This is a genomic window from Virgibacillus halodenitrificans JCM 12304, from assembly GCF_001310895.1.
Lineage (GTDB): Bacteria > Bacillota > Bacilli > Bacillales > Amphibacillaceae > Virgibacillus_Q > Virgibacillus_Q halodenitrificans.
The window spans coordinates 15,736-32,071 of record NZ_BAZS01000025.1; the positions used below are offsets into that span (position 1 = coordinate 15,736).

The 16,336-nt window shown below is 39.0% G+C and carries 16 protein-coding genes; 9 read left to right on the top strand and 7 right to left on the bottom strand.

Annotation, left to right across the window (positions count from 1 at the left end; genetic code table 11):
• The first annotated feature begins 6 nt into the window (after window positions 1-6).
• Genes hisD through JCM12304_RS13045 form a run of 3 tightly spaced genes read left to right on the top strand, consistent with a single transcriptional unit; the run spans window position 7 to window position 2,516 of the window.
• Window positions 7-1,287 carry a histidinol dehydrogenase gene (hisD, locus tag JCM12304_RS13040; protein WP_060680848.1) on the top strand — a complete coding sequence of 427 codons (1,281 nt, stop codon included), beginning with the start codon at window positions 7-9 and terminating at the stop codon, window positions 1,285-1,287.
• 15 nt (window positions 1,288-1,302) lie between these two features.
• Window positions 1,303-1,545 (top strand): hypothetical protein, encoded by a 243-nt coding sequence (locus JCM12304_RS19755; RefSeq protein WP_218185784.1) that lies wholly within the window; start codon window positions 1,303-1,305, stop codon window positions 1,543-1,545.
• Window positions 1,518-2,516 carry a DegT/DnrJ/EryC1/StrS family aminotransferase gene (locus JCM12304_RS13045; RefSeq protein WP_218185785.1) on the top strand — a complete coding sequence of 333 codons (999 nt, stop codon included), beginning with the start codon at window positions 1,518-1,520 and terminating at the stop codon, window positions 2,514-2,516. The genes JCM12304_RS19755 and JCM12304_RS13045 overlap by 28 nt, the downstream gene beginning before the upstream one ends.
• A 127-nt stretch (window positions 2,517-2,643) precedes the next feature.
• On the opposite strand, the gene tatA is transcribed toward JCM12304_RS13045, so the two are convergent.
• From tatA to JCM12304_RS13075, 6 genes are all read right to left on the bottom strand, one after another.
• Entirely contained in the window at window positions 2,644-2,814 is a 171-nt protein-coding gene (tatA, locus tag JCM12304_RS13050) for a twin-arginine translocase TatA/TatE family subunit (RefSeq protein ID WP_060680849.1), read from the bottom strand.
• Window positions 2,815-2,852: 38 nt separating this feature from the next.
• Window positions 2,853-3,446 carry a hypothetical protein gene (locus tag JCM12304_RS13055; RefSeq protein ID WP_060680850.1) on the bottom strand — a complete coding sequence of 198 codons (594 nt, stop codon included), beginning with the start codon at window positions 3,444-3,446 and terminating at the stop codon, window positions 2,853-2,855.
• A gap of 62 nt (window positions 3,447-3,508) precedes the next feature.
• Complete coding sequence (locus tag JCM12304_RS13060; RefSeq protein ID WP_060680851.1) at window positions 3,509-6,610, bottom strand: molybdopterin-dependent oxidoreductase; 3,102 nt, start codon at window positions 6,608-6,610, stop codon at window positions 3,509-3,511.
• 2 nt (window positions 6,611-6,612) lie between these two features.
• Entirely contained in the window at window positions 6,613-7,884 is a 1,272-nt protein-coding gene (nrfD, locus tag JCM12304_RS13065) for an NrfD/PsrC family molybdoenzyme membrane anchor subunit (RefSeq protein WP_060680852.1), read from the bottom strand.
• Window positions 7,885-7,898: 14 nt separating this feature from the next.
• Window positions 7,899-8,777, bottom strand: coding sequence for a 4Fe-4S dicluster domain-containing protein (locus tag JCM12304_RS13070; RefSeq protein ID WP_060680854.1), 879 nt, complete (start codon window positions 8,775-8,777; stop codon window positions 7,899-7,901).
• 439 nt (window positions 8,778-9,216) lie between these two features.
• Window positions 9,217-10,464, bottom strand: a complete 1,248-nt coding sequence (locus JCM12304_RS13075; protein ID WP_060680856.1) for an SH3 domain-containing protein — start codon at window positions 10,462-10,464, stop codon at window positions 9,217-9,219.
• Between the two features lie 256 nt (window positions 10,465-10,720).
• Between JCM12304_RS13075 and JCM12304_RS13080 the strand changes: the two genes are divergently transcribed.
• On the top strand, window positions 10,721-11,392 hold the full coding sequence (locus tag JCM12304_RS13080; protein WP_060680858.1) for a response regulator transcription factor: 672 nt from the start codon (window positions 10,721-10,723) through the stop codon (window positions 11,390-11,392).
• 92 nt (window positions 11,393-11,484) lie between these two features.
• Here JCM12304_RS13080 and JCM12304_RS13085 read toward each other — a convergent pair whose 3' ends face one another.
• Window positions 11,485-11,733, bottom strand: a complete 249-nt coding sequence (locus JCM12304_RS13085; protein WP_060680859.1) for a hypothetical protein — start codon at window positions 11,731-11,733, stop codon at window positions 11,485-11,487.
• 307 nt (window positions 11,734-12,040) lie between these two features.
• Between JCM12304_RS13085 and JCM12304_RS13090 the strand changes: the two genes are divergently transcribed.
• The 5 genes from JCM12304_RS13090 (at window position 12,041) to JCM12304_RS13110 (ending at window position 16,289) form a co-directional block, all read left to right on the top strand.
• Entirely contained in the window at window positions 12,041-12,757 is a 717-nt protein-coding gene (locus tag JCM12304_RS13090) for an EAL domain-containing protein (protein WP_081504630.1), read from the top strand.
• A gap of 213 nt (window positions 12,758-12,970) precedes the next feature.
• Window positions 12,971-13,744 (top strand): hypothetical protein, encoded by a 774-nt coding sequence (locus JCM12304_RS13095; protein WP_060680861.1) that lies wholly within the window; start codon window positions 12,971-12,973, stop codon window positions 13,742-13,744.
• Window positions 13,741-15,042, top strand: coding sequence for a glycosyltransferase family 2 protein (locus tag JCM12304_RS13100; protein ID WP_060680863.1), 1,302 nt, complete (start codon window positions 13,741-13,743; stop codon window positions 15,040-15,042). Before JCM12304_RS13095 ends, JCM12304_RS13100 begins: the two co-directional genes overlap by 4 nt.
• Before the next feature lie 26 nt (window positions 15,043-15,068).
• Window positions 15,069-15,860: an SDR family oxidoreductase gene (locus JCM12304_RS13105; RefSeq protein ID WP_060680865.1), complete on the top strand. Its 792-nt coding sequence runs from the start codon at window positions 15,069-15,071 to the stop codon at window positions 15,858-15,860.
• Between the two features lie 60 nt (window positions 15,861-15,920).
• Window positions 15,921-16,289, top strand: a complete 369-nt coding sequence (locus tag JCM12304_RS13110; RefSeq protein WP_019379167.1) for a YbgA family protein — start codon at window positions 15,921-15,923, stop codon at window positions 16,287-16,289.
• The last annotated feature ends 47 nt before the right edge of the window (window positions 16,290-16,336 follow it).

Genomic DNA, 16,336 nt, shown 5'->3' on the forward strand with positions numbered 1-16,336 from the left:
AGATACATGGCAGAATTTATAAAGCAAAGTCAACATATAGAAAAGCAGGATACAGGAAATGTAAAGGAAATTGTTACGAAAGCATTGTCCGATGTAAGAAAAGATGGGATAAAAGCAGTTCGAGGTCTATCAGAGAAGTTTGATAAGTGGAACCCTGAATCCTTCCGCGTTTCACAACAGGAAATTGAGCAGGCTGTAAAAAACGTTCCGGAGACGTTTAAGCAAGATACGCAATATTGCCAAGCACAAGTACGGGCATTTGCACAAGCACAGCTGGAAAGCTTATCTGAATTTGAAAAGGAAATTCAGCCAGGTACATTTTTAGGTCAGAAGCTGATCCCACTTTCGAATGTAGGTGCTTATGTCCCAGGAGGGCGCTATCCAATTGTTTCCTCTGTGCAAATGAGTACCATTCCCCCTAAGGTTGCAGGAGTAGAGCGAGTAATTGCATGCTCACCTGCCCGTGACGGAGAAGGTATTCATCCAGGCGTTTTATATGCTATGCACTTGGCGGGAGTAGATGAAATTTATTCTCTTGGTGGCATTCAGGCAATTGGTACAATGGCATATGGAGTAGAAGGAATTGAGCCAGTTGATTTTATAGTAGGACCAGGCAATGCCTTTGTTGCTGAAGCCAAAAGACAGGTTTTTGGTAAGGTAGGAATTGATCAAATTGCAGGTCCAAGTGAAAACCTTATTATTGCTGATGAGCAGGCTGATCCAGTACTGGTAGCAGCAGATATTTGGGGTCAATGTGAGCATGACCTAAATGCGGTTAGTATTCTTGTCACTACCTCCAGAAAATTGGCGGAAGATGTACAGGAAGAAATGAATAGACAAATCAGTACTCTAGAAACAGCAGAGGTAGCTCAAGGATCGTGGGATCGAAACGGTATGATTATTTTGGTTGCAGATAAAGAAGAAGCGGTTAAAGTGGCAGATGAGTATGCTATTGAACATGTTCAGGTACAAGCAGAGGACCTTGACTATTATCTTGCAAAACTGAAAAACTATGGATCTTTATTTCTTGGTGAAGAAACGACTGTTACTTATGGAGATAAAGGAATTGGAACAAATCATATTCTGCCAACTGGAGAAGCAGCCAAGTATACAGGTGGCTTATGGGTAGGTAAGTTTATTAAAACAGTCACATATCAAAGATGCACACAAGAAGCCAGTAGCAAGCTTGCACCGATCATTGGCAACCAATGCCGTTATGAAGGAATGGCAGCACATGCTGTTACTGCAGATGTGAGAGGAAAGAAATTTAGCAAACTTAATGTGTAGTTTGGAGGGGTTATTTTGAAGGGGACATCGGAGGAAACATTAATTTTTGAAAAGGAATTTACACGTCAGGAACCACTTCCGCAAGCTGCTATCGATCGAGTAACTGAAATCTTACAATCTGGTAGACTTCATCGCTATAACACGGTAAAGGGAGAGGTAGCTGAGGCAAGTCTTTTAGAACAGGAATATGCAGATTATGTTGGATCAACATATTGTGCAGGTTTTTCCTCTTGTGGCAGTGCATCTATGTTGCATTAAAAAGTGTTGGTGTCCGCCCAGGTGATAAGGTTTTATCAAATGCTTTTACTCTGGCACCTGTTCCGGGAGCCATCAAAAACGCTGAGGCGGTACCCGTATTCGTGGAAATCACCGAAGACTACGTTACAGACCTAAATGATTTAGAGAAAAAAGCAAAAGAATCTCAGGCAAAATATTTCTTGCTATCACATATGCGTGGTCATATTGTTGATATGGACCGTATCATGGAAATTTGCAATCGTTACGGCATCGTTGTAGTGGAGGATTGTGCTCATACGATGGGGGCAACATGGGATGGAAAATTTACTGGAACTTTTGGGAAAGTTGGTTGTTTTTCTACCCAAACGTATAAGCATCTTAATTCCGGTGAAGGTGGCCTGCTGATAACAGACGATGCTGATGTAGCAGCACAGGCTATTCTTTATTCGGGCTCCTATATGCTTTATGAGAAGCATATTGCCAGACCGAAAGTAGAGGTTTTTGAGAAATATAAAAAGCTAACACCTAATTTCAGTCTTCGGATGTCTAATCTTGTTGCGGCACTCATCCGTGTACAATTGCCTTCGTTAAAAAGGCAAGGCGAGCGCTGGAATGAGCGCTATAAAGTAATCGAAGCCGAATTAACAGATGTGGAGCGTATCTATCTGCCAAAACGGCCTGCAAAGGAAGGCTATGTAGCATCATCCTTTCAATTTACATTAAAAAACACGTCGGTAGAAAAGGTGGAAGCATTCATTAAGGTCTGTGCTGACCGAGGCGTGGAGTTAAAGTGGTTTGGGAGCATGGAGCCCAAGGGATTCACCAGCAGATACGAAAGCTGGGAATACTTTGGAGAAACAGAGCAGCTTCCAAAGACAGCAGAAGTGCTTAACTTTATGTGTGATTTCCGTCTTCCATTAACATTTTCCTTGGAAGATTGCAGAAAGATAGCTAAAATCATTAAACAAGTAGTGATAGAAGTCATTGAATAATAATACGGAAGAAAACCCAAACCTAGATGGGATAAGTTGAGTTTGGGTTTTCTATGATTTAGATATTGCCTTTACAGGAATTAAAAGTTGCTAATAATCGTAATAAGATAACGCCGGGACCCCGCTCTTACTTCTCTTGTTTTTCATCATGTACCAATTCAGTTGTAGCCTTTTTAAATTCCTTCAGAGTACTGCCAGCAGCTTTACCGATTTCCGGTAGCTTGGATGGACCAAAGACAATCAGTGCAATAATGAGAATTAAAATTAAACCAGGAATACCAATACTGGACAAACTCATATGAATCACTCCTTTAATATGGTAAAAAACTGTTTTGGTTATACTTCTATTGCTAATGCCTGCATATTATTAACATAGTAAGGTATAAACGCTTGAAAGAATGGATCGGATAATTTGTTTGTACTGTGTTGTAGCATTTTCTCAAGCGAAGCTTTCATGTAGTTCCGATAAACTTCTATCAGGAGCTCATTAAGCTTGGATCTAGTTTCTTCATCCTGTTGTTGAATAGCTTTGACTTGTTCGTTTAACGCTGCTGTAAAAAATGCAGTTAGACTTCCGAAATGATCAGGGAATTCTTTCTTTTTCAGTGGATAATAGAACCCCAATTTATCAAATTCACCAATCAGGCATAATATATCCTGTCGCGCTTTTTCCTGTTGTTCCTCTGACTTTCCGTAATAGCTGGAAAGATAGGGAGGAATAAAGTATTCTCCCGGGATGGTGAAATAATTTTCCCTCCACAGTGCAGTTTCCTCCCTGTCATAGTGTGCATGAAAAGGGAATGCTGCAGAGACCTCTTTGGGAAATTCCTCCATTCTTTTTTCGTACTCGTTCCATTCCCCGAACCAGATATTTGTAAATAGCTGGCATAATACTAAGTTGCCATAAGTTTCTTCGAGTGTCTGTGGCATAGGATACGCCTCCTTTACTATAGACGGTAGTATTGCTTTTGGGTAAATCATTTGTGCATACTCTATAATTTTTCAATTTCAACGAACATATCTAACTGTCCTGGAGCACCACCAATTTCATCATAGATAGCTCCATTTTTTGTATGTTGATCAAGATGTGTCAGCTTGTTGGCAGCAAAACCACCAGCACGACTTCCTGGGTAACCATCATCCTCATGCATCGGCTTTTTAAAGTCAAAAGGGGTATGATTATACGTTGGAAGCTTCTCTGTTTTCTTGCCATCTATCGTTTGTCGAGTGACACCATAACCCTTTTGCCCCATGTTGTAGGCTGAGCCGACAACACCAGGGGCAATTCCGGCTGTTATATAGACGGTTCCCTTAAGCTCCAAGCTGCCATTTTTGATTCTTACTTGATCGCCGGTTTGAATACCACGCATAGCGGCATCGCGTTTATTCATCCAAATATAGTTGTCGGCACGTACCTCACGCAGCCAACTGGAGCTAATATTCCGGTACGTTCCTAAATTACGTGCCTTCCAGTTTATGAATTGCAATGGGTCGGGCTGACCAATTTTCGTCCGGTTGAAGGACTTAATCTCTTCGTAATACGGCATACCTTCGAAATAACCACCGTCGTATGAGTTCTTTCCAGCTGCTACTCCTTCATCATAAAAGTCTGCCTGTCCTCCGAAACCGTATTTCACATGATTCATAACATATTCATTGCCAGATTCTTCAAAACGACCACCACGGTTCAGGACATAGACGACTTTCTTCCATTCCTCCGGTTTAACAGCCTGCTTCCATCCTGCTTCATCAAAATAGGTGCCGAGTGCTTTCTTCCGGACTTTCGTGAATACTTCCATTTCACGTGCATTGGCATCGGGTACTGGTGTTTCATCATAAGCAATGTTTGCAACACGCTTTAAATAAAAGTCCTCTTCCCGATCAAGCGAGCTGCCATCTACGAAAGCATTCGTACCAAAGCCAGGAAGCTTCATTCGTTTAGCTATTTCAATCACGCTGTTTTCAAATGATCGGACATTTGGGAATACGCGAGTTACTGGCTGATAAATACTGGCGAATTTGGTGGTGATTGTCGGATAAATTGCTTCTCGTCCCCATCGCTCTAAATATACGGTGTCAGGTAAAATATAGTCAGCAAATTTAGTTGAATCGCCGATTTGAACATCTGATGCTACGAATAAAGGCAAAATCTTTGTATCTTTTAACGCCTGCTCCTGGATTGGCCCGTTTGGAGCGGACAGCACTGGAGAGAAACGATGTGTAATCAACGCTTTGATTGGATATGGGTATCCTTCCACCGCACTTGGCAATACGTCGCCAATAGTCTGTGGACTAAAAGGAAACCACGGGCGTTTTGCCGGATACCCGTCACGCTCAAATACAGAAGTATCTTCATACTTTACTTGATTCCGACCAGTAGGAATACCCCATGGTTTTCTACCATTCGGTACAGTCATTAAGTCATATTTTCCTTCGAATTCCTTGTAGAAAGCTCCTGTTGTGATATTGCCGCCTTTCCAGTCATAGCTTCCGATCAGGTGATTTAGGCTGGCGATCAGTCGCTGAGTATAGTAGCCATTCACATGCATTGCTGGTCCACGATAGGACATGATGGAAGCACGCTTACCATAGGAAGTGAACTGCTTTGCAACCTTAATAATCTGTTCTTTTGGTATTGTTGTAATAACACTATACTCATCCAATGTTTTTTCCATTGTTCTATCTTTATATAGTTGAAAGGCAGATTTTACTTCTATACCCTTTAGCTTCCGTTCTACTTCTAAATCGCCTTTTTTCGCTTTGTCGTGTGGAACGGGTGAACCGTTTTCCAGGACGACAAATTGTTCTTCCGTGCCAATGCCTATGTCACTTGCGCGAAGCTTTGGACGTTTTGGGTCACTCATGTTAATAAGGTGAGTGGCATCGCTCCATGTTGGTTCATTATCCGCGGATGCAGCTTGTTTGTTCGGATTAGTCAAATAAGTTTCATCATACATATTTCTTTCAATGATGGTGCGTCCAATGGCCAGCGCTAAAGCAGCGTCGGTGCCGGGTTTAATTGGCAACCAGGTATCTGCTTTTTCTGCTGTTTTACTGAAGCGTGGATCAACTACAGCCATCTGCATGCCATTTTGAATCGCGTTGGTTAGTTTTGGTGCTAGAAAAGTTGGACCTTTATTAGCTACCATCGGATTTGTCCCCCAAACAAGAAGGAATAGGGTGTTTTCAATATCTGCATATTGTCGCTTCTTCTTTTTCTCTGCTCCGGAGTAGGATCTTGTATTACCAACTACTGAACTGATTCCGCAAACACCACCATGATGATAATAATTATTTGTACCGAGGCTACTATTTATAAACCGTTGCATAAAGTCCCGGCGATCCCCGACCATAAAGGTCACCTGATTTACTTTTGATCCGAAATCAGGATGCCTCGTATCTACCAGTTTATCTGAATACTTTGCATCAAAGTCAGCCTGTGACATTTCACCCGTTTTCACCTTATCCCAGTCTTCCATAACTGGCTCTTCAGGCACATAGGCTGCTAATTCCTTTAGTCCGGGTGTTTGCAAATCTTTGCTTCCATTGACAATTTCATCATAGGCTTCTTCCCACGTAATTGTCTTCCACTTTCCACTGCCTCTTGGCCCAACACGTTTTAATGGATCTTTTACTCTATATGGATCATAGGCAGTTTGGATTCCAGCTTGGCCTTTTAAGCAAATACGCCCACCACGTGCACCGCGACCACCACGCTGAACGTCACCATTTCCTTTGACGGCTTCATCAATTGGTGTAGCGTAAGCAATAGCACCAAAAGGAACCATATTTAGTGGGCTGTACTGATTACCGGCAAGCTTACGAATCACTGTAGAATAAGGGCCTTCTTTACTTCCACTGGTTACATAAGCTTTAATCGTACAATATGTGTTACACTGCTCACAGGTGGAGAATATAACGTCCTCTGCGCCATAATCTTGAAAATCTGTTCCATAACCATGTCCTTCATCAATCCAGACACCGTTCATTATTTGTTTGACTGGACCAATAAATGCTGGACCAACCACTGCAACTGCACCAAAGGCGCCAAGCGCTTTAATAAATTTTCTCCTGCTCATTGATTTGTCTTCCATATTCAGCCCTCCAATTCCGTGGTGTCTACCGATTCTTCAAGTGGCAGCAGCCGATCCCCAATAGTAAAAATTAGTAACCCCATCGCCCCAATGCCAATGCTAACCATCCACTCGTTTAAAGTCGGGTAATAATCTCCAAACGGTCTTCCTTCAAACACTGGTGGAATTTGTGATGGAACGACGATATTAAAACGTACACCGATTATGCCTATTACAACAAGAATTGCAGCAATTAATATGGCGTGCATATTTTTTGCTGTCTTTTTATAAAATACGAGGAAAATCGGAACCACCGCTCCTAAAAACATTTGTACTCCCCAGAACGACCAGCTATACGGTCCACCCATTTGAATAGCCATACTTTGCAGGTGACCATCCTCAAGTCCATATACGCCAACAAGATATTCATAGAATTGCATTAACAGATCGATAAATAAGAAAGCAACCATCATTTTTCCAAGAGAGATAACCATTTCTTGATCAATTGGCTTTTTGGTTACTTTTTGTTTAATTACGTATATCGCCAGTAATAACGCTGTACCAGAAACCATTGCTGAAATAACGAAAATAAGGGGGAATAAACCACTGTTCCATGTTCCTCTTGCTCCTACTACAGCAAATAATGCTCCTGTTCCACCATGAACACCAAGAATGGCAAGTGGAATACCAACTGTACCAAGAATTTTCATCCAGCGATGGTCTCTTTTTTTCGTTTCTTCCGTTATTTTACTATTTTTAAATGTTAGCCATCTGGCGATCATTCCTCGCCAGGTGTCGTGCGTGCGTAAACGTACTAAGTCTTCGCGCATAGCAATATATAATTCGGTCACGAGTAACGTAATGTAGACAAGATAAAAATGAATTTCCCATGCAAGTATACTAATTACATTCCAATGAATTAATGCGTTCATAAAGCGGTCCGGCCTGCCAAGGTCCATTAATACAAAGGTTAAAGCAACAATCATACAGACTATTGCAGTAAATAAGGCCATTTTTCCTACTCGCTCGTATTGTTCCATTCCAAAAACAAAAATTAACGTAGATAATAGAAAGGAACCTGCACTAAGGCCGACAAAGAAAATATAAAAAGCAATCCAAGCGCCCCAAGGTGTAATTGACGAAAGGTTGGTTGTATCAAGACCTAAGACAAGCCTTTCAATAATAAAATATCCGCCGACCGCAAATAAGACTAGTAAAATACCTATCCACCATTTAAATTGCTTGGAAAAATTACCTATTGGGGGTAACGCTGTTGTTTTAGCGTGTAATGCCATTGGTTTCACCATCCTTATTTTAAGTAGATAACGTTTGGGCCTGCGCCTGATTCACTTTTTAGGCGAAAGGCACGCGGACTATTTGCTAATTTGGAAACTGTGCTGTTCGGATCATTCAGATTACCAAAGAAGCGGGCATCGCCAATACATGTTTCAACACAAGCAGGCTCTTCTCCACGCTCCAGCCGATGTAGGCAAAAATTACATTTTCTTACTGTACCAATTGGTGTCTTCCTGTCTTCCCTTTTTCCACGTTCAATTCCATATTCAGGACTCGTCACATCATTAAAACTTAGCATTTCTTCTTCATAGCTTTCTCCAAAATCATATGATCTTGCACCATATGGGCATGCAATGATGCAGTAGCGGCACCCAATACAGCGATCGTTGTCAATAGTAACAATACCGTTATCCAGCTTAAATGTTGCGCGCACCGGACATACTTGCACACAGGGGGGATTATCACAATGCATACAAGGCATTGGTAAATTTACCTTTGCGACATTTGGGAATTCTCCTATTTCTTCTTCTAACACAACATTGTAGGAAATTCCCGGGGGAGTTCTATTTTCTGCCTTACAAGCAACCGTACAAGAATCACAGCCTACACATTTCTGCAAATCAATGACCATGCCCCACTTCAAACTTGAGGAGCCATCCGATTTTACAGGCTCCTGAGTAAATAGATTACCAAACTCACCTAAAAGGGAAGAATGGTATTTTTTGTGAAAAGCTTCGATATTCAGACTCCCTGCAACCACTTTTTTTGCATCGTTTGCCATATCTAATCCAAGCTTTGTATCATAAGGGGATTGCTCCAATTCATTCACAGGGTCTGCTAATCTCTCATTTGCAAGTCTGTCCCAATCTGTCTGTAGCATTTGTTTCAGCATAAGCCTCACCTCTTTTATCTATTGTTAATCCCAGTATAGGTCTGATATCTATTAAATAATGTGATATTTGTTACATTTTTAGGTGAGTTCATAAATTTGTCATCAGCTAATATAGAAAACTTGAAAACTTGAAGCATGGCTAAGACATAGCTAAATAGATTTATAATAAAGAAGTATACTTGTACAGATGGGGGAAAGGTGCTTCACTTTCTGTTCAGCTGCTACGCTCTGTTCCAACAGGACAAGGAAAGTAATAACATCTCCCGAAAACTTCATTTAACCGAGCAGTCTGTGAATTTTTCTTACAAAAAAATCCGAACCATGATTCATAATAAGAATCAGTTCGGATTTTACATATATAAATATTAATTCTTCCAGTCATTAAGATGTGATCGCCATTCAACTATTATGGAAAAAAATATAAATAGCATCCAGGCTCTTAATAATTGGATAACTTGCTTTCAGGTGTCTGGATAATCACAGGATTTTTGGCTGGATTGATCCACTTTAAAATGGAGACCATATGAGACTGCGAAACTCCTGTGCAACCAAGTGTATGCCCGTTCGCTACGTGAAAGAAAATAGCACTTCCTTTTCCTGGTGTCCGAGCAGTATTATAGTTAATGACAAACCCATACGTATACAACGCGATATCCATGTTTTCTGCACTGTTCCACTGACCTTCTGTTTTCTTTCTGGACTGCCAAGAATTATAAAGACTTGATTTCGGATCATCTACCCATACATCATCAGAACTAATGCTTCGAAAAGGTAGCTTTGTTCCAGGGTTGCCAGCTCTGCCAAAGGCAGTGCCTATACTATATTTTCCTGTAGGGCTTTTTCCATCACCCTCTACTTTGCTTCCTGCAAAGCCATTCTTACCAATAAATCCATTTGTATGCATAACTCTCTGCCACTCTCCAGAGGAGCCACGTTCAAATGTCTGTACTTTTGCTGAGCTTGTACCATACCCATTCGTTGTAACTAAAATTAATTGATTATTGTTGCCAACGGAGCTCAGTTTTTCAGCATCATTTTTAGGAGTCGCTTTCACTGGCTTTTCCTGCTTTTTATCAGAAGATGCCTGTTCTTTTGGTTTATTTGCTTGCTTTTGCGTCTGTGTATTTTTGTTGTTCGCAGATTTTTCGGTTGTTTTCTTTTTTACTTTTTGAGCAGTGGCAGTAATTACTTTTTTCTCACTGGATAAATACTTACTGTTTACATATCCGTTTCCCGACTTCGTTTTTACTTTTATCCAGCCGTTGTCTAAATTCGTATCTGCTGCTTGAATTTCTTCATTTAGCATTAGAACACCCAATACGTCTGATTGGGTATTGGGATCAGAACGCAAATTTAAAGATGAAACCGTTATGTATTTCTTTTCAAATGAAATGCTTTCTTCTTCATTATTCTTTTGCTCTGTATCATCTTTTTTCGTTTCCTTTTTCTTGCTCTCTTCCTTCGCTTTCTCTTCTTTGCTGTCTGTTTCTTTTTCCGCTATCTCCATGTTTGGCTTTTCCTGTTCAGTCGGCTCGGCTACAGGACTTGCCTTTTCAGATTTAATCTCTTTTTGTTTAGCTTCTGCAGGTAAAGCTGGCTGGTTTTGGGTAATTACTAAAAACAATATAAATGCAGTTACAATAATTGCAATTCCCCCAAAAATAAAGCCTTTTTGCTTGTTCGACATCCAATTTCCTCCTCCTATTTACCTAATCGAACTAAGTATACAGGAAGTCTTTGCCATTATACAGTGGTTTGGAAAAATTAACTAAATAAATAACAGTGTAATAAAATACCTCATAACAAGATCTAATAACTTTATTTTGTTATATTATAAAAATAGGAAATTTGTCTTATATATTTTGGTATTTAGCCGATATATATAGCAAACAATACGAAAATAAAATAGTTTAGTAAAAAACTAAGAGAGAGCTGGAGCAGCGATGAATATATTGTATGTATCAAATACGATTTTCCCCCATGAAATAATAAAGGTTTTAGAGGATAACCCACTTGTTGACTTGGTAAAATTTACAGGGATTAAGCAACCAAACAATGAAGAACTGCGTGTTTTTCAACCTGCACTCATGCTTCTGGATATGGAAGGTTTGCACTTTCAAGAAGCAGGCAAAATAATTCAGGAAGCTAAGAACTACTGGAAAGACATGCGCACATTCCTTTTAACATCACCTTTCTCACAAGATGATTTGCATGATATTCTGCTGATTGATACAGATAGTATTTTAGTTAAAATGGACACGGTGGCTGAGACAATTAATGAAGCAATTACCACCAACCAACCTGATCAATTTATTTTTCCCACAGCATTTACGAAGAATTTGATAGATCTTCTGGAGGAAACAGAGGAATACAATATAGAATTATTTCAGTACCGTCTGTACGCCCACCAGTTTGAATTATCCAAAAGACAAATTGAGGTAGCTTATTTCTTGAAGAAAGGACTTCGTAATAAGGAGATTGCTGAACTTCTTCAATTGTCAGAAGGCACGGTTAAAATTCATGTTAGTCAAATTTATCAAAAGATAAATCTAAAAGGGAGGAAGCGTGTTACTCTATTTTTGAATGAAATGATGATAAAAGAGAGGGAGGTGTAGATTGGTACTTGAAAGGGATACAGGGGGAGAAATAATTTTGGTCTCGTATTTTGTTTTGACAACAAATTAGAAGATGTGCTTATCTCCTCTATTTATGCCTGCAAGAGCTCCAACTTAGCCCCATGGACGCTTAACCGATATGCATCCTCACCAATTTTTTCTACAAACTCTTTCTTTACTAATCCATCTATGTATTTATGTATGAGTGTTTGATCTTCCGGATTTTTGCTAATTAAATCTACAGTAACCAATCTGCCGCGATGTTTACGTAAATTGACGAGAATACTTACTTCAATTAGATTAAGATTATTTTGCTTCTTTATTTCTTTACCAGTTTTCAAAGGAATTCCTCACCTTCATAAGAATAATTGATATAAAAAAGTCACTTCTTCTCTATTATACAAAAAATATAAATATATGGTAATTTCGTATGTATTTTCCATAACAACAAGGCTTGTTTGGTATTTAAATGTTTTAGAAGAGGATGTAATAGGGAAATAGTAAATGGATGGATAGAAAATTCAAAATATGAGAAGCGACTTTATAAAGAATGCAGACCACTATTCATCTATAATATAAATTTGTTTTAACGGAGTAGTTAACCCTTTGAAAAAAGAAGATACGAAAATAATTTAAATTTAAGTCAAAATGATACTGGGTGATTCGATGTTTAAAACGATGAATGGGGAGAAGGATAGACTGGATTTCCATCATGTTTTTCAATCAATAGTCGCACTAAATGAAAACGAAGTATACGGGTATGAAGCATTGCTTAGACCAAAAAACTTTGATAACCCTGAGTTACATTTCATTGATGCAAAAAAGAATAACTATTTGTTTGAGCTTGATATGACATCCATTTATAAAGCTAGTCTTCAATACCAACAGTTACCTAATAAAGAGAAATTGTTTGTGAATATATGCCCTTCCACCATTATTTCACCTAAGTTCCCTGAAATAATGAATGAAATTATTGATGACACAACAATTTCTCCAGAAAACACAATATTAGAGATTAGTGAAGCAGAGAAAAAGGAAGATTTGGATCTTCTAATAGAGCGGGTAAATGATTTGAAAAATTGGGGTTTTGAAATTGCATTAGATGATATTGGAAGAGGAGAGTCCACATTAGAAGCTATTATTGAATTAGATCCGGATATTCTTAAATTTGATCGTTTCTTTGCTCATGGAATTGTATACTTTCAAAAGAAACGGGAATATATGCGAAGAATCGTTGAGATATTCGGAAAGGATAAATTAATCGTGTTGGAAGGGATGGAGACAAGAGAAGAAATGCAAACTGCCATTGATATTGGAATCACGCATGGGCAAGGTTATTATTTAGGCAGGCCAGGTATTTTATAAAATTGTTTCCAATGGAAGCAATAAGGAAAATATTCCCCAGTGGATACTCTCTCATATATTTGACCATGAATAGATATTTTTGTCAACAATATTCAAAATAGTCAAACTCGCTAACCTTATGGCCATTTTTCCCGAAAGGCCCATGAAATAGGGGTTCACGGTATGTTATACTGCCCTCATATGCAGTTTATGTTTTGTAAGGAGTGTGCGTACATGGATAGGCTAAACAAATTGAGTATAGCGGCATTAGTGTGGATTGGCACATTTTTGCTGCTGTTTTATTTTACTCAAACTTTCATTTCTTCTTTTTATTTTGTTCTACTTGCAATTATACCTTTTATTGTATTTTTAAATTTGAAAGAAAAATTGGCGTTTTTAGTTTTCATAAGCTTTATATTAATAAGCTCCTTTGGCTTGCTAACCTATGCTTTTCAACAAGCATGGGAGACTCCTGTTCAATTGGCGGCTGTAGGCATACATGCAATTATTGTTGCTCACATTGGAACTGCTTACGTTTTAACAAAATGGATAAAAGCACTAGCCATTGAAAACCGCCAATTGCAGCAGCGGGTAAATGAGCTTGCTGAATACATTGCCAATACGAGAGTACTTTCTTTTAGAGAGTTTAATAAACAGAAAGAATTAATTACAAATGCAATGGTGCGGAGAAAAGAAACGGGTTATCTGCTAACTCTGCGGATGAATAAGTGGGCAAGAAGAGTGAAAAAATCAGGAATTGATCTATTGGCAGAAAGTGTATACACGTCTGTCAGGGAACATTTTGACGTTGTTGGTAAACAGGATAAGGACACCATTTTAATTCTTCTTCAGAACACAGGGGAAGACGGTCTACATATTGTAAAAGAACGTATCAACAACCGCTTGGAGGATGTCTTTACACCAGAAACTATTAATAAGATAGAATGGGATAAAGAGATAGTCGGGTATGGCAGGCAAGCAACTGTGAAAGAAGGGGACGCTCAATGAAAAAATGGTTTATTTCTTCTTTTTTTATTGGGTTTCTTATACTTATAGGAGTAAGCTTTTATTTTGAACTCATTTCCTTTCGTGGCCTTCTATTGTTTATTACAGGTTTATTTATTGTCCTGTTACTCTATTATTCTGTACTTGCTCTGGCCGGTTTATATTATCGTGCTAAACGAAAGGGTAATATGCCCTCACTCGAGTATTATCCAAGTGTTGATATACTGATTCCTGCCCATAATGAAGGCATTGTATTGGAACAGACATTGGAAGCAATGGTAAGGCTCAGATATCCAGGAAGGTTAACTATTTATGTTCTAAACGATAATTCAAGTGATGACACTGCGGATATTGCTGATGAATTTGAACAAACCTACCAGCGTGTTCGTCATATTCGCGTACCTGCAGGGGAGCCTAAAGGAAAATCCCGGGTACTAAATCATGGATTGGAAATTTCGGATGGAACCTATTTTTGTGTATATGATGCAGATAACCAACCAGAACCAGAAGCTCTAATCAAACTGGTTGAAATGGCGGAAAATTATCCGAATGCAGGCGGTGCTGTAGGACATGTTCGAACGATGAATGAAGAGAAAAATTTGCTTACCCGGATGATCTCTATAGAATTTCAAGTTTTTCAGCTGTTAATGCAAGCCGGAAGATGGCAGCTTTTTAAAACAGGCTCTTTAACGGGAACAAATATGCTTGTAAAAAGATCAGTCATTGAGGATCTTGGAGGCTATGACCCCTACGCGATTGCAGAAGATGCGGAACTAACATTACGGATAACAAGACAAGGAATGTTCTTGCCGATTGTGCCACATTCCATTACCTGGGAGCAGGAACCGGAAACGATGCCAGTTTATATTAAACAACGGACCAGATGGCTGCTTGGCAATCTTTATATTGTAGAAAAAACATTGCTGGAGCCTGGATACTTTAAAGGGAAGCTGCTTGTACATTCCCTTCACCAATTGATGGTATACGTTATTTTCTGGATATTTTTAGTTATTTCCTATATTTGGTTTGTTCTCGGTGTATTTGGCTATTTTCATGTGATTATTACTATTCCACTTATGGTTATTTGGTACATTGCTTATGTTGTGTATACTATTCAATTGCTGAGTGCTCAATCAGCGGAAAAAACATTCACACCGCAAAATATTCTGGTCAGCTTTATCATGTATTTTACGTATGCGCAGTTGTTTTCTTACCTGTTCGTAAAAAGTACAATTATGTATATGAAAGCAAAAAGAGAAAAACGTGTTATAGGCTGGGATAAAACAACTCGATTCAAGTAATTATAAAATGAGGGAGCGTGTTTGATATGGATTTACAGCTTAACGGAAAATCTGTCATTGTACCTGCAGGTAGTAATGGTCTTGGAAAAGCTATGGCTAAGCGATTTGCTTCAGAAGGTGCGCGTGTTGTGATAGCCAGCCGTAACGAGGAGAATTTAAAAAGTGCCAAAGCTGAAATCAGCTCGGAAACAGGGAATCATCATGTTGATTATGTTATTTGTAACCTAACAAAATCGGAGGACATAAAAAATCTTGTTTTGAGAGTAGAAGAACTTCACGGTAGCATTGATGTTTTAGTTAATAATACCGGAGGGCCGCCTGCTGGAGACTTCGATAGTATGTCAGATGAAGACTGGCAATACGCGTTTGAACTGAACGTTCTTAGTTTTGTGCGAACAATTCGTGCGGTGCTTCCTTCTATGCGAAGGAAAAGGGCAGGTCATATTGTTAATATTGCCTCTTCCTCTATGAAACAGCCTATTGATAACCTGATCTTATCAAACACGTTTCGCCCAGGGATAGCTGGACTTTCTAAAAGCTTGTCACAGGAATTGGGACAGGATAATATTTTAATAAATACAATTGGTCCTGGAAGAATAGCTACTGACAGAGTAGCACATTTAGATCAATCGATTGCAGAAAAAACAGGGCAAAGCTATGAAGAAGTTAGAAGAGGGGCTGAACAGGCAATACCTTTAGGCCGACTAGGTACACCAGAGGAATTTGCCAAAATGGCGATTTTCCTTTGTTCAGGAGCAAATACGTACATTACTGGTCAGTCCTTTCTGGTTGATGGTGGAATGATTAAAACAATTTAATGGGAAAGAAGCTATGCAACGTTTACATGTAGCTTGTTCAAATAAGTGGGGGAGAAACCAATGTCCAGTAGAGCTGGTATAGAAAAATTATGGGCCCAAGAGAAATATCGCGTTATGTTCCATAGCCAACGGTATTATAACCTTATTAGGGAGATGCTCAAAAAAGATTCCTCCCTTGAAGAAATTGAAAGATTAATAGATGAAGCTATTCATGTCCAGCCAACTAAGGGATCTGTAATTAATACGTATCAGCATATGTGGGGATATTTTAAAAAATATGCTACAAAGGAAGAAAAAATTGCTTTTCAAGAAAAGCTTGAACAATTTCAGAATGATGAGTTGGATAAGCAGGAACTAGTCATGTTTATCAGATTGCTCGCTGAGAAGTATCAAGTGAATTATTTGCTGAATAGTACCTTGCTACATTAGAGGATGGTTTTACAGGTGTCAGCAGTAAGTAAGGGAAATCTTTCTTA